This is a genomic window from Streptomyces sp. NPDC018029 (genome assembly GCF_044327655.1).
Lineage (GTDB): Bacteria > Actinomycetota > Actinomycetes > Streptomycetales > Streptomycetaceae > Streptomyces.
On record NZ_JBIRFV010000001.1, the window covers coordinates 796,541 to 809,753 of the forward strand.

Genomic DNA, 13,213 nt, shown 5'->3' on the forward strand with positions numbered 1-13,213 from the left:
AGCAACCACAAACCAGCCGCAGACGCACCTGCCGAGAACCTTGCAGACGCGCCTGCGGCCCGCCCCGGGCTGAGCGCGCAGTTCCCCGCGCCCCTACACAGCACCCGGCGATCCACTTGCACGACAAGACAAGCCCCCACAGGGGCGCGAGGAACTGCGCGAGCAACCACAAACCAGCCGCAGACGCACCTGCCGAGAACCTTGCAGACGCGCCTGCGGCCCGCCCCGGGCTGAGCGCGCAGTTCCCCGCGCCCCTGTAGAGCACCCGGCGGCCCACTTGCGCGGCAAGGGAGAATGGGAGTCGGCCGGCACCGGACGGACGGCGCGCACCGTACGAGGAGGAAACAACCATGGCGGAGCCCGAGCGGCCCCGGACCGAACAGCGCACCGAACAGCGCATGCGCCCCGCGCCCCTGCTCTTCGAGCCCGCGGAGGCCACGGCCGACCCCGAGCACTTCTTCGACCTGGAGTCGATCGAGGACCCGCGCGAGCTCCTCGACCGCGCCACCGAGCTGACGCACGCGTTCCGCGCCGCGACGGACCGATCCATCGAGTTCCAGGCCATGGCGGCCGCACAGCTCGCCGACCCGCGCCGCTTCGACCGGCTGACGCCCGCGCTGATCGCGGAGCGCGCGGAGTGGACCGAGGACTACGCGAAGAAGATGGTGGAGTACGGCCGAGACCTGATGCGGGGCGGTGCGGACAAGCACTAGCCCGGCGACGGGGCCGGAGTCGGAGCAGCCCGCGCTCACGATCTTCTGGCATATGCCCAGCGGGGCAAGGTACTCCCCCGCACCCCTCCCCGTCCCCTTTTCCGGCAACTCTCGGGAACGGGGCTTCCGTGTTCTGTAGATGTAGCTGGCATGAGCAGCCCCTCGCCCAGCCACGACGTCTGTGACGTCACCGCGGAGGGAGCCGCCTGGCTCGCCTCGGCCGAGACGTATCCGCGCAGCGCTCTCGCCCTCTGGCGGAGCAGGCCCGACGCCCCCGCCGTGCTTCCCTGCGGTTCCGCTTTCGACGTGGTGAGTGTCCCCGCGGTGTTCGGCCGACGGATGCTCGACCGCCTGTGGGGGGAGGGCCCCGGCTCGGGGCCGGTCGCCGCGCACCGCGGCCGCGTCCTGCTCTTCGCATCGCCCGGCACCGCGCAGCGCCTGCCCGCCCTCCTGGAGTGGGAGGAGTGGGGCCCCGCCGTCCCGCCCGTGCTCTGTCACGGCACGGGCGACGCGGTCACCGTGCCGCCGCTCGTGGCGGGCGGGGAGATCGGCGGGCGCCTCGGATCGCGCTGGCTGGTGGCCCCCGGCACCCGCCACCCGTGGCTCCCGGGACCCGAGGTGTTCCTCTGGGCCTGCGTACGGGCGGCCAGGTCGGCGGCCTCCCCCGCCGTCCGCTTATCGATTTTTCCTCGCGGCGATCAGGGTGCTAAGGTCTACGACGTCAGCAGGCGCCGCTAGCTCAGTTGGTTAGAGCAGCTGACTCTTAATCAGCGGGTCCGGGGTTCGAGTCCCTGGCGGCGCACAGACGGTGAGAAGCCCCTCGCGGAAGCGAGGGGCTTCTTGCGTGTGCGGGCACCGATCCACGGGGCCTCAGCCCGTGGTGACCTCTACCGTCCATGCCCCCGAAGCCGTCCGCCCCGCCACCTCCACGCGTACGTCGTGGCCGGGCACCGTGAAGCTCTCGCCGGCCCGTACCGGCGCGTCCGCCAGCTGCGGGTAGACCGAGTCGCCCCAGCAGGACTCGGACTCCGGATGGGCGTCGACGACCTCGACGGGGCCGCTGCCCGACGCCGTCCCGTTCCGTACCTCGTAGAGGAGCACTCCCTCCGTGCACGTGGCGTGGTCGTTGCCCACGGGGCCGCGCGCCTCCAGGGCGAGCACCGCGTCCCGGCCCGTGCGGATCACGGCGAGCCGGGTGCCGCCGAGGGCGCCGGGCGCCGGGGCCGCCGACAGCGGGTCCAGGGTCAGCCGCTCGGTGCCCGCGCCCACGCACCGCACCTGCCGCGACTCCAGCCAGCCCAGCTTCCACTTGTGCCAGCCGAAGAGGTCGGGGGCGAGTCCGAACTGGCTGCCCATGACGTCCCAGTCGCCGACGTGGGTGTCCCAGTCGCCCTTGCCGTCGGTGGGCCGGTGGTACAGGTCGGGCAGGTCGAAGACGTGGCCGGTCTCGTGGGCCAGGACGTTGCGGTCGGGCGGATGCCGTTCGAAGACGGTGACGATGCGGCGGATGTCCGTGCCGTCGGCCCGCATCGGCCGGTCGAAGTTGACCACCTTCGTGGCGTCCGAGTCGACGCCGGGCGCGTCCGGGTCGGCGACGAGGTACACGATGTCGTACCGCGAGAAGTCCACGTGCGGATCGGCGGCGGCCACCGCGTCCCGCAGATAGGCGGCGCGGCGCTTGGGGTTCCAGTCGCGCTGTATGGCGTACGAGAGGGAGTCGTCCGGCATCCGGACCCACTGGCGCAGCGGGTGCGGGACCAGCGTGAACTTGCCGTACGAGGCGCGTTCGAAGAACCGGCTGGTGGCCGGGAAGTGGTCGGCGGCCAGTTCGTCGGGGGTGGTCAGCGGCGGGGAGTCCGGGAAGGACAGGAACACCATCGCCGCGTTCAGGGTCCTGGACGGGCGCGGATAGGCGGTGTTCCAGGTGTCGAGGCCCTCCGAGTGGTGCGCGGCGGTGCGGCGCAGGGCGCACGGCCCCGCGGTGGACTCGGCGGTCGCGGGGCCCGCGACCAGTGAGGTGGCGGCCAGAGCGGTCAGTGAGGTGATGAAGGCGGCGGTGCTGCGCAGGCGGGATTTCTCCCCTCCACGGGTGAGTCCCCAAGGGGGGAGCTGACGCGGCACGTCGACCTCCGGGTGCGGAATGCGGGACACCCCACCCACCTTGTGACGCTTTGTTGACCTCTGCCCTGTTTGTCTGGCCCTTCCGAGTGAGGACGAGGCGAGGGGGCGACACCCCGACCGCTCACGGAACGTCACAAGCGATCGGGTCGCAACGGAAGCGGTCCAGGGCCGAGCAGAAACGATCTGCCGACCGGGGTGGCGTCCGCCCGGACCGGCGGTACGGCTGGAACGGTCATCCGGCCAACCTCTATGATCGGCACACTTTCCTGCGCGGGCCCGGTCCCCACACCACCACCCGCCACCTGCCCGCCGCCCGACGAGACCTGTTCGAGAACAAACTGCACTGCGGGAGCAAGCGGTGAACGGAACGTCCGAAGGGCCCACCCCCACGGCCACAGCACCCGGCCGGACCCGCCCCGATGTCACGGAGCGTCGCCGCACGGAGCGGTCCGACTACCGCGCCGCCTTCGCGGCCGCCCCGCTGCCCCTCGCGGTCGTCGACGGCGAGGGCCTCGTCATCAGCGCCAACGACGCGCTGGCCGGCCTCTTCGGGGAGGCCCCCGGCGCGCTCGCCGGACGGGTCGCCGCCGACCTGGTCGACCTGGCGTCCGACGCCCGCACCTGGCACACGTACCTGGAAGTGCTCCGCGGCCGGCAGGCCCGGCTGCGCTGCACCCGGCGCCTGAAGCACCCCGACGGGCACTCCCTGTGGGTGCAGGTCACGGTGGAGCCGATGCCGGGGGCCGCCGACCGGGACGACGGCGGCACCGTCCTGCTCGCCGCCACCGACATCAGCGCGCGCCGCGAGCTCCAGGCCCGCCTGCGCCACGTGCAGATGCACGACCCGGTGACCCGGCTGCCCAACCGCAACCTCTTCTTCGAGCGCCTCGCGTCCGCGCTCGAAGCGGGGACGTACGACGACACGAGCACCGGCCGGATCGGGCTCTGCTACCTCGACCTCGACGGGTTCAAGGCGGTCAACGACACCCTCGGCCACCGGGTCGGGGACCGGCTGCTCGCCGCCGTCGCGGAGCGGCTCACGCGCTGCGCCGACCGGGCCGGGTACGGCAGGGCGGCGGCGCCGCTCGTCGCGCGGCTCGGCGGCGACGAGTTCGCGCTGCTCGTCGAGGAGTCGACCGGCACGGACCAGCTGGCGGAGCTCGCCGAGACGACGCTGCAGGCGCTCCAGGAGCCCTTCGACCTGTCCGGCCAGCGGCTCTCCGTCTCCGCGTCCATCGGCGTCGTGGAGCGGCGCGCCGCAGGCACCACCACGACGGGGCTCATGCAGGCCGCCGACACCACGCTGTACTGGGCGAAGACGGACGGCAAGGCCCGCTGGACGCTCTTCGACCCCGAGCGCAACGCCCACCGCATGACCCGCCAGGCGCTCTCCAGCTCGCTGCGGCCCGCCGTCGACCGTGACGAATTCGTCCTGGAGTACCAGCCGTTGGTGGGGCTCGACGACGAGGGTCTGCACGGCGTCGAGGCGCTGGTGCGGTGGCAGCATCCGCAGTTCGGCCTCCTCACGCCGAATCGGTTCATCGGATTGGCCGAAGAGGACGGGTCGATCGTGCAGCTCGGCCGCTGGGTGCTGCGCAGCGCCTGCCGGCAGGCCCGCCGCTGGCAGCTGGACCACCCCGACCGGGACCCGGTCTTCGTCAGCGTCAACGTGGCCGTGCGGCAGGTGTGGGACTCCGATCTGGTCGCCGACGTCGCGGAGATCCTCACCGAAACCGGGCTCTCCGCCCAGCTGCTGCAGCTGGAGCTCACCGAGTCCGCCGTCATGGGGTCGGCGGGCCGGCCGTTGCAGGCGCTCCAGGCGCTCAGCGACATGGGGGTGCGAATCGCCATCGACGACTTCGGGACGGGGTACTCGAACCTCGCGTACCTGAGCCGGCTGCCGGTGTCCGTCCTGAAGCTGGACGGTTCCTTCGTGCGGGGATTCCAGTACGAGGAGGGCGAGCAGCACACCAACCCCGCCGACGAGGTCATCGTCGAGGCGATGGTGCAGCTCGCGCACCGGCTCGGGCTCACGGTGACCGCGGAGTGCGTGGAGACCGCGGCCCAGGCGGCGCGGCTGCGGCGGATCGGGTGCGACACGGGGCAGGGGTGGCTCTACTCCCGGCCGGTTCCGGCGGATCGTATCTCCGTACTGCTGGGCGGGGCCGCCTAGCCTCGCCGTACTGCTGGGCGGGGCCCACCGGCCTCTTGCTGCCGCTCGGCGGGTGGACCGGCCCCGGCCCGCCGGGCTCTCCCTAGCCCAACCAGGTCACATCTGCGCCCAACCCTCCCCCGGCCGGTGCGTCCCCGTGGCCGGTGCGCGCCGATCGGACGATGTTGGTGCCCGGTGTGCGTGCCGGTGGGTGACCTCGGCACCTGACGAGGACGAGAGCTAGGGAGCCCACGATGCCGGAACTGTTCGTCGACGGCGAGTGGACCGGGACCGTCCACGGCGCGCGGCGGGACGTGGTCAATCCGTTCGACGCGTCCGTCATCCAGCAGGTCGACGACGCCGACGAGGCGGACGTCGAGCTCGCCGTCCAGGCCGCCCGGCGCGCCTTCGACCGCGGCGACTGGCCGGGCGCGCCCACCCGGGAGCGCGCCGACGTGCTGCTCCGGGTGGCGCGGTTCCTGCTGCGGGACCAGGAGGAGATCGCGCACGTCGAGTCCCTCGACACCGGCAAGACGCTCGCCGAGGCGCGGATCGACGTCGAGGACGTGTCGAACGCGTTCCGCTACTTCGCCGAGATCGCCGACAAGGACGGCGGCCGGGTCGTGGACGTCGGCCCGGACGTGCTGAGCCGCGTCACGTACCACCCCATCGGGGTCTGCGCGCTGATCGCGCCGTGGAACTATCCGCTGTTGCAGGCCTCCTGGAAGGTCGCCCCGGCGCTCGTCGCGGGCAACACCTTCGTGCTGAAGCCCAGCGAGACGACGCCGCTCTCCACCATCCACATGATGCGGCTGATCGCCGAGGCGGGGGCTCCGGCCGGGGTCGCGAACCTCGTGCTCGGCCCCGGCGCCACCGTCGGCGCCGCCATGTCCGCCCACCCCGAGGTGGACCTGGTCTCCTTCACCGGTGGCCTCGCCACCGGGCGCCGGATCATGGAGGCGTGCGCGCCGGGCGTGAAGAACCTCGCGCTGGAGCTCGGCGGCAAGAACCCGAACGTGGTCTTCGCGGACTGCGACTTCGAGGCCGCCGTCGACCACGCCCTGGAGGCGTCGTTCCTGCACTCGGGGCAGGTCTGCTCGGCCGGGTCGCGGCTCCTCGTGGAGGACTCCCTGCACGACCGGTTCGTGGAGCGGCTCGCCGAGCGGGCGAGCGCCATCCGGCTCGGCAACGGCATGGATCCGCGGACCGAGAGCGGACCGCTCAGCTCGGCGGAGCACCGCGAGAAGGTCGAGGGCTATCTGGAGATCGCCCGCGACGAAGGGGCCCGCCTCGTCTGCGGCGGCCGCCGCCCGGACGACCCCGAGCTGTCCCGGGGCTTCTTCCTGCTGCCGACGATCTACGCCGACTGCGACCGTTCCATGCGGATCGTGCAGGAGGAGGTCTTCGGCCCGGTGGTCACGGTGGAGCGGTTCCGCTCCGAGGACGAGGCCGTGGAGCTCGCCAACGACACGCGGTACGGCCTGGCGGGCGGCGTCTGGACGAGCGACGCGAGCCGCGCCCAGCGGGTCGCCGCGCGGCTGCGGCACGGCACGGTCTGGATCAACGACTTCCACCCGTACGTACCGCAGGCGGAGTGGGGCGGCTTCGGCCGCTCCGGTTTCGGCCGGGAGCTCGGGCCCACCGGCCTGCGCGAGTACCAGGAGGCCAAGCACATCTACCAGAACCTGCGGCCGGGCCCCTCCGGCTGGTTCAAGGGCTGAGCGGACAGGGCGAGGCGGGCGAGAGAGAGGGCGACGGCATGAGCGACGAGACGACGGTCTACGACTACCTGGTCATCGGCGGCGGTACGGCGGGGTCCGTGCTGGCCGCGCGGCTGAGCGAGGACCCGGCCTCCCGGGTGTGCGTGGTGGAGGGCGGGCCCAGCGACGTCGGCGACGACCGCATCCTGAAGCTCCGCAACTGGATCAACCTGCTCGGCGGCGAGTTCGACTACGGCTACACCACCGAGGAGCAGCCGCGCGGCAACTCCCACATCCTGCACTCCCGGGCCCGGGTCCTCGGCGGCTGCTCCTCGCACAACACCCTGATCAGCTTCCTGCCGTTCCCGCAGGACCTCGACGAGTGGGTGGCGAGCGGCTGCGAGGGGTGGGGCCCCGAGACGATCCTGCCGTACCGGTCGCGGCTGCAGAACACCATCGTGCCCGTCGGCGCCGCCGACCGTAACGCCATCGCCCAGGACTTCGTCACGGCGGCGGCCACCCGGCTCGGCGTCCCCGTCGTCGACGACTTCAACGCCCGTCCCTTCACCGACGGCGCCGGTTTCTTCTCGCTCGCGTACGACCCGGAGACCAACAACCGGTCCTCCGCCTCCGTCGCGTATCTGCATCCGATCATGGACCGGCCGAACCTGACGCTGCGTCTGGAGACCTGGGCTTACCGGCTGTTGCAGGACGAGGAGGGGCGCTTCACGCGGGTGCAGGTGCGCAACCCCGACGGTTCGGTGTCGATCCTGGAGGCGGAGGCGGAGGTGCTGCTGTGCGCCGGGGCGATCGACACGCCGCGGCTGCTCATGCTCTCCGGCATCGGCCCCGCCGACCAGCTGCGCGACCTCGGCATCGAGGTCCACGCGGACCTGCCGGGGATCGGCGAGAACCTGCTCGACCACCCCGAGTCGGTGATGGTGTGGGAGACCCGCGGCCCGCTGCCGCCGAACTCGGCGATGGACTCCGACGCCGGTCTCTTCCTGCGCAGGGACGCGACGGGCGGCCCGCGCCCCGACCTGATGTTCCACTTCTACCAGGTGCCGTTCACCGTCAATACGGAACGTCTCGGCTACCCCGTCCCCGAGCACGGCGTCTGCATGACGCCGAACGTGCCGCGCGCCCGCTCCACCGGCCGCATGTGGCTGCGCAGCGCGGACCCCACCGTCAAACCGGCCCTGGACTTCCGCTACTTCACCGACCCGGAGGGGCACGACGAGCGCACGATCCTCGACGGGCTGCGGATCGCCCGTGAGGTGGCGGCCACCGCCCCGCTCAGCGACTGGCTGCTGCGCGAGGTGGCACCGGGTCCTGACGTCACGTCGGACGCTGACCTGTCGGAGTACGGACGCCGGGCCGCGCACACCGTCTACCACCCGGCGGGCACCTGCCGGATGGGCGCCGAGGACGACCCGATGGCGGTGGTCGACCCGCAGCTGCGGCTGCGCGGGCACGACGGACTGCGCATCGTGGACGCGTCGATCTTCCCGACCATGCCGTCCATCAATCCGATGGTCACCGTGCTGCTCGCCGCCGAACGCGCGGCGGACCTCATCATGGCCCGCCCCGCCCCGGGTCCGGCGACCGGGGAAGGACCCGTCCAGTGACCGCCCCCGGCCCCCCGGACGGCACGGCGGACGCCGCCGCCGTCGCGCCGGGCGAGGAGAAGTCGGAGTTCCGCAAGGACATGGGCCCGTGGGCGAACTTCGCCCTCGGCTTCACGTACCTCTCGCCCGTGGTGAGCACGTACACCCTCTTCGGCACGGCTCTCGCCGACGGCGGGCCCCCGATGATCTGGGCCTTCGTCATGGCGGGCTGCGGGCAGTTCCTCGTCGCGCTGGTCTTCGGCGAGGTCGTCGCGCAGTACCCGGTCGCGGGCGGGGTCTACCCGTGGGCGCGGCGCCTGTGGGGCAAGCGCTGGGCGTGGATGACCGGCTGGGTCTACATGTGGGCGCTGCTCGTCACGATCACCAGCGTCGCGTACGGCGCCGGGCCCTACATCGCGATCCTGCTCGGCTTCGACCCCACCGTGCACACCACCGTGCTCTGCACGATCGCCCTGATCGTGATCTCGGTGCTCATCAACTACGCGGGTACGAAGGCCCTTTCGTGGGCGGCGCTGATCGGTTTCAGCGCGGAGCTGCTCGGCGCGCTCGTCGTCGGCGTGATCCTGCTGACCACGCACCGCTTCCACGGCCTCGGGGTCCTCTTCGACGACTTCGGCGCGGCCGGTGACGGCTCCTACCTGCCGGTCTTCCTGGGCGCGGCGATCATCGGCTTCTACCAGTACTACGGCTTCGAGGCCTGCGGGGACGTCGCCGAAGAGGTCAAGCACCCCGGCAAGGTCATCCCGAAGGCGATGCGCCGCACCATCTACGTGGGCGGGGCGGCGGCGACGTTCACCTGTCTGACGCTGCTCCTCGCCGTCGTCGACTACCGGAAGGTGATCTCCGGGGAGGACTCCGACCCGGTGGTCAGGGTCCTCTTCGACGCCCTCGGCGAGGCGGGCGCGCGGACCGTGATGGCCGTCGTCCTCATCTCGTTCCTGTCCTGCACGGTCAGCCTGCAAGCGGCGGCCGGACGGCTGATCTACTCGTACGCCCGCGACGAGATGATCATCGGGCACCGGCTGCTGCGGAAGTTCTCGCCGAGCCGCGCGGTGCCCGAGTACGCGCTGCTGGTGGCGGCGGTCGTGCCGGCGCTGATCGCCGTCGGCTCGCTGATCTCGGAGAACGCCCTGACCAAGATCGTGTCCTTCGCGATCCTCGGCATCTACGCGTCCTTCCAGATGGTCGTCCTCGCCGCGCTGCGGGCCCGCCTCAAGGGCTGGAAGCCGAGCGGCGAGTACCGGCTCGGCCGCTGGGGCATGGTCGTCAACTTCGGGGCGCTCGCCTACGGGATCTTCGCCATCGTCAACATCGCCTGGCCCCGCACCCCCGAGGCCGCGTGGTACGACAACTGGATCGTGCTGCTCAGCGGCGGCATCGTGGTGCTCGCGGGGCTGGTGTACATGTTCACGACGCACCACTACGGCCGCAGCGACGCCCCGGCGGACAACGCGGTGCCCGACCCGGACGACGCCCGGCCGTAGGACGGCGGGGTCGCGGCTACGCCTTCGGCAGGCCGTACGCGTCCGCGATCAGTTCGTAGGAGCGCAGGCGGATGTCACCGCTGTGCGCGTTGCCCGTGATCATCAGTTCGTCGGCGCCGGTGCGCTTGGCGAGATCGTCGAGTCCGGCGCGGACCTGGTCGGCGGTGCCGTGGACGACGTTGGCGTTCCAGCTGGTGATGAAGTCCCGCTCCATCTCGCTGAACGCGTACGCCTCCGCCTCCTCGGGGGTGGGCACGAGGCCGGGGCGGCCGGTGCGCAGGCGGACCATGTTCAGCGCGGCAGCCATGACCTGGCGGCGGGCCTCGTTCTCGTCGTCTGTCGCGAGCGCCGAGACGCCGATGAGGGCGTACGGGGCGTCGAGGACGGCGGAGGGCCGGAACGTCTCGCGGTAGAGGTCGAGGGCCGGGATCGTGTTCTGCGCGGAGAAGTGGTGCGCGAAGGCGAACGGCAGACCGAGGGTGCCGGCGAGGCGGGCGCTGAACCCGGAGGAGCCGAGCAGCCACAGCGGAGGCCGGTGCGGGGACTGGACGCCGCCGGGCGAGGTCGCCTGGACGGGCCCGGGGACGGCGTGGATGCGGGCGTAGGGGTGCCCGTCGGGGAAGTCGTCGTCGAGGAAGCGGGTGAGCTCGGCGAGCTGCTGCGGGAAGTCGTCGGCGCCCTCGTTCAGGCGGTCGGTGCGGCGCAGGGCGGCCGCCGTCGCGCCGTCGGTGCCGGGGGCGCGGCCGAGGCCGAGGTCGACGCGGCCCGGGGCCATCGCCTCCAGGGTGCCGAACTGTTCGGCGATGACGAGCGGGGCGTGGTTGGGCAGCATGACGCCGCCGGAGCCGAGCCGGATGCGGCCGGTGTGGGCGGCCAGATGGGCGAGGATCACGGCCGGCGACGAGGAGGCGACGCCGGGCATGGAGTGGTGCTCGGCGACCCAGTAGCGGTGGTACCCGCGGGCCTCGGTGAGCTTGGCGATCTCGACGCTGGTGCGCAGCGCGTCGGTGGCGGTGCGTCCTGCGCCGACGGTGACGAGGTCGAGGACGGACAGGGGCACGGGCGCGGAGCCGAGCCGCTCGCCCCGGATGCCGTCGTCGTCCGGCCGCTCCCCGCGGATGCCGTCGTCGCGGGTGCCTTCGCCGGTCGGGTCCACTGTCACTGGGGGTGCCTCCTGCACTGCGTACATGCGTCACGTGGGTACGGAGACGGGAACAGGAGGCTCACTCCGTTTTATTCCCGGCCCGTCCCGGCGCGTCGCGGCACCCGCCCGGCTACGGTGCTGGCCATGGCTGATCCCCTGAAGACTCTCGTCGACGGAGTCGAGGTCGAAGTGCCCAACACCATCCCGGACATCCGCGCCGCCCTGCCCGCGGGCCGGCGCGCGGAGTTCGACCGGGCCATCAACACGGCAGGGGTCGACGAGATCCACGCGGTGATGCGGCACTGGATGCTGGAGGCCGTGCCCGACCCCGCCGCCGAGGCCCGGCTCGTCCGGCTGGCGTCCGACGAGGCCGAGAGGCGGGGCACGTCGTGAGCCCTCGCCACCGCAAGGGCTACCGCGTCACCTACGCGCCGCCCGCCGACGACACCCTCACCAAGATGGGCGACCCCGACGCCTTCCGCGCCGTCCTCGCGCGCACCGTGGGCCGGGACCCGTACGGCCACGGCTCCACGCCCGTGCGGGACGACCCCGACCGCAGGGAGGCCACGGTCGACGGGGCCATAGTCCTGTACTACGTCTCCGGATCGGTCCAGACGTTAACGGTGGTCAGACTGATCCTCAGCCCGTGACCTCCCACGGCCTCCCGCGCGTTACTTCCCGGCCTGGACCAGCGGCTCCTTCGTGAACAGGAAGCCGAGCGCGGGCGCGTTCACCCGGCGCTGGGCGAGGCGCAGCGCCTCCCAGACGGTGACCTGGTTCGCCGTCAGGACCGGCTTGCCGAGCTCGGCCTCCAGGTCGCGGACGTACGCCGCCGTGTGCAGGGCCGTGTCCGGCAGGAGCACCGCCTGGGCGTCCGGGTGGTCGCCCGCGCGGGCCAGCGCGAAGACCTCGTCGCGGCCCCACGTGCCGACCTCCGCCGCCGTGACGATGCCGCTCCCCCTGGCCGACACGACCTCCGTGCCCCCGGCCTTCAGGAACGCCGCGAAGTGTCCCGTCACGTCCTCCGGATACGTCGCCGCGACCGCGACGCGGGCCGCCCCCACCTCGCCGACGGCGTGGGCGAAGGCGAACGACGTGGAGGACGCGGGCAGCCCCGCCGTCATGGCCAGCTTGCGGACCTGGTCGTGGGCGCCCTCCCAGCCGAGGACGAAGCTGCCGCTGGTGCACGCCCACACCACCGCCTCGGCACCGGACAGGCGCAGCTCCTCGACGCCCGCGGCGAGCCGTTCGGCCGAGCCCATCTCCAGGAGCGCGTCGACCCGGTGGGCGTCCTCGCCGATGTCCGTGTGGACGAGCTGCAGCCGGATGTCGCTGCCGAGCATCTGCTCCATGCGGGGATAGTCGTCCTCGGCCGAGTGCCCCGGGTAGAGAAATCCGAGTGCCGTCACGTCCAGCCTCCTCCTTCTGCGGGTGGTCCTTCGGGCAGGCCCTGCGGCGGTGCCGGCGGATTCAGCGGGCTGCTCGCGCCCGGTCGTGCCGTCGGGTCGATCAGTGCCTGATAGGGCCCTACCGCACGGGTACCCAGCCGACGCAGCGCGGACCACATCGTCACCTGGTTCGCGGAGATCACCGGCATGCGCAGTTCCGCTTCCAGTTGCGGGATGACGTCGTACGTCGGCAGGTTCGTACAGCTGATGAAGAGGAGGTCGACGCCGCCGTCGCTGCCGAGGACCGCGCGGCGCGCCATGTCGGCCACGTCCCGGTAGGGGACCTTCCAGATGTGCCGGGTGAGGCCGAGGTAGGCGCGGCCGGTGACGGCGACGCCCGCCGCGGCCAGGTACTCCTCCAGGGCCTGGGTGACCGACCAGGTGTAGGGCGTGACGAGCGCGATGCGCCGGGCGGCCAGTTCCTCGATGGCTTCGAGGAGCGCGCCCGACGTGGTCACCGAGGCGACCGCGCCCTCGCGCGTCATCGCCTCGCACATCGCGCGCTCCCCCGCGGTGCCGCCGACGAAACTGCCCGACGTACAGGCGTACGCGAGGACTTCGGGCTCGGCGGCGGTCAGTGCGCGGACCGCCTCGGCGAGCGTCTCGTGCTCGCTGACGAGGCGCGCCAGGTCGAGGCTGACCTCGACGGGGACGTACGGCGTGCGGGTCAGATGGAGGGAGACCTCGTCGGGGATCCAGCGCCACAGTTCGCGGTCGAGGACGAAGTCGAAAGGGGCGACGACGCCCACACCGCGCTGAGGGTGAGGTCCGCCGAGAAAAGAGACGTCCATGAGCAGTCCCCAAGTTCGTGCGTGTATTCAGG

General features: G+C 72.3%; 12 protein-coding genes and 1 tRNA gene. 9 read left to right on the plus strand and 4 right to left on the minus strand.

Annotated features, from left to right (window positions below; translation table 11 throughout):
• Window positions 1-350 precede the first annotated feature (350 nt).
• The 3 genes from ACH4D5_RS03430 to ACH4D5_RS03440 all read left to right on the plus strand — a co-directional run bounded on the left by ACH4D5_RS03430 (window position 351) and on the right by ACH4D5_RS03440 (window position 1,515).
• Window positions 351-713: a hypothetical protein gene (locus tag ACH4D5_RS03430; RefSeq protein ID WP_398298042.1), complete on the plus strand. Its 363-nt coding sequence runs from the start codon at window positions 351-353 to the stop codon at window positions 711-713.
• A 150-nt stretch (window positions 714-863) separates the two neighbouring features.
• Window positions 864-1,451, plus strand: a complete 588-nt coding sequence (locus ACH4D5_RS03435) for a bifunctional DNA primase/polymerase (RefSeq protein ID WP_398298044.1) — start codon at window positions 864-866, stop codon at window positions 1,449-1,451.
• Window positions 1,442-1,515 (plus strand) — tRNA-Lys (locus tag ACH4D5_RS03440). Before ACH4D5_RS03435 ends, ACH4D5_RS03440 begins: the two co-directional genes overlap by 10 nt.
• A 68-nt stretch (window positions 1,516-1,583) precedes the next feature.
• On the opposite strand, the gene ACH4D5_RS03445 is transcribed toward ACH4D5_RS03440, so the two are convergent.
• Window positions 1,584-2,864, minus strand: a complete 1,281-nt coding sequence (locus ACH4D5_RS03445) for a M6 family metalloprotease domain-containing protein (protein ID WP_398298046.1) — start codon at window positions 2,862-2,864, stop codon at window positions 1,584-1,586.
• Window positions 2,865-3,192: 328 nt separating this feature from the next.
• On the opposite strand from ACH4D5_RS03445, the gene ACH4D5_RS03450 reads away from it, so the two are divergent.
• From ACH4D5_RS03450 to ACH4D5_RS03465, 4 genes are all read left to right on the plus strand, one after another.
• Window positions 3,193-5,007 (plus strand): putative bifunctional diguanylate cyclase/phosphodiesterase, encoded by a 1,815-nt coding sequence (locus tag ACH4D5_RS03450; protein WP_398298048.1) that lies wholly within the window; start codon window positions 3,193-3,195, stop codon window positions 5,005-5,007.
• Between the two features lie 233 nt (window positions 5,008-5,240).
• The gene (locus ACH4D5_RS03455) at window positions 5,241-6,707 is read left to right on the plus strand and encodes an aldehyde dehydrogenase family protein (protein WP_398298050.1); all 1,467 of its coding nucleotides are present in this window, start codon (window positions 5,241-5,243) and stop codon (window positions 6,705-6,707) included.
• Window positions 6,708-6,745: 38 nt separating this feature from the next.
• On the plus strand, window positions 6,746-8,314 hold the full coding sequence (locus tag ACH4D5_RS03460) for a GMC family oxidoreductase (RefSeq protein ID WP_398298052.1): 1,569 nt from the start codon (window positions 6,746-6,748) through the stop codon (window positions 8,312-8,314).
• Window positions 8,311-9,798 (plus strand): APC family permease, encoded by a 1,488-nt coding sequence (locus tag ACH4D5_RS03465; RefSeq protein WP_398298054.1) that lies wholly within the window; start codon window positions 8,311-8,313, stop codon window positions 9,796-9,798. Before ACH4D5_RS03460 ends, ACH4D5_RS03465 begins: the two co-directional genes overlap by 4 nt.
• A 16-nt stretch (window positions 9,799-9,814) precedes the next feature.
• Here ACH4D5_RS03465 and ACH4D5_RS03470 read toward each other — a convergent pair whose 3' ends face one another.
• A complete protein-coding gene (locus ACH4D5_RS03470) occupies window positions 9,815-10,960 on the minus strand; it encodes an LLM class flavin-dependent oxidoreductase (protein ID WP_398298056.1) in 1,146 nt (381 codons plus the stop codon).
• Window positions 10,961-11,086: 126 nt separating this feature from the next.
• Between ACH4D5_RS03470 and ACH4D5_RS03475 the strand changes: the two genes are divergently transcribed.
• Together ACH4D5_RS03475 and ACH4D5_RS03480 are read left to right on the plus strand one after the other, a co-directional pair.
• Window positions 11,087-11,335 (plus strand): hypothetical protein, encoded by a 249-nt coding sequence (locus ACH4D5_RS03475; protein ID WP_398298058.1) that lies wholly within the window; start codon window positions 11,087-11,089, stop codon window positions 11,333-11,335.
• 65 nt (window positions 11,336-11,400) lie between these two features.
• Entirely contained in the window at window positions 11,401-11,592 is a 192-nt protein-coding gene (locus ACH4D5_RS03480; RefSeq protein ID WP_398298529.1) for a hypothetical protein, read from the plus strand.
• A gap of 21 nt (window positions 11,593-11,613) precedes the next feature.
• Here the strand turns inward: ACH4D5_RS03480 and ACH4D5_RS03485 are convergent, their stop codons facing one another.
• The gene (locus ACH4D5_RS03485) at window positions 11,614-12,351 is read right to left on the minus strand and encodes a decarboxylase (RefSeq protein WP_398298060.1); all 738 of its coding nucleotides are present in this window, start codon (window positions 12,349-12,351) and stop codon (window positions 11,614-11,616) included.
• Window positions 12,348-13,181, minus strand: a complete 834-nt coding sequence (locus ACH4D5_RS03490) for a decarboxylase (RefSeq protein ID WP_398298062.1) — start codon at window positions 13,179-13,181, stop codon at window positions 12,348-12,350. Before ACH4D5_RS03490 ends, ACH4D5_RS03485 begins: the two co-directional genes overlap by 4 nt.
• Window positions 13,182-13,213 lie beyond the last annotated feature (32 nt).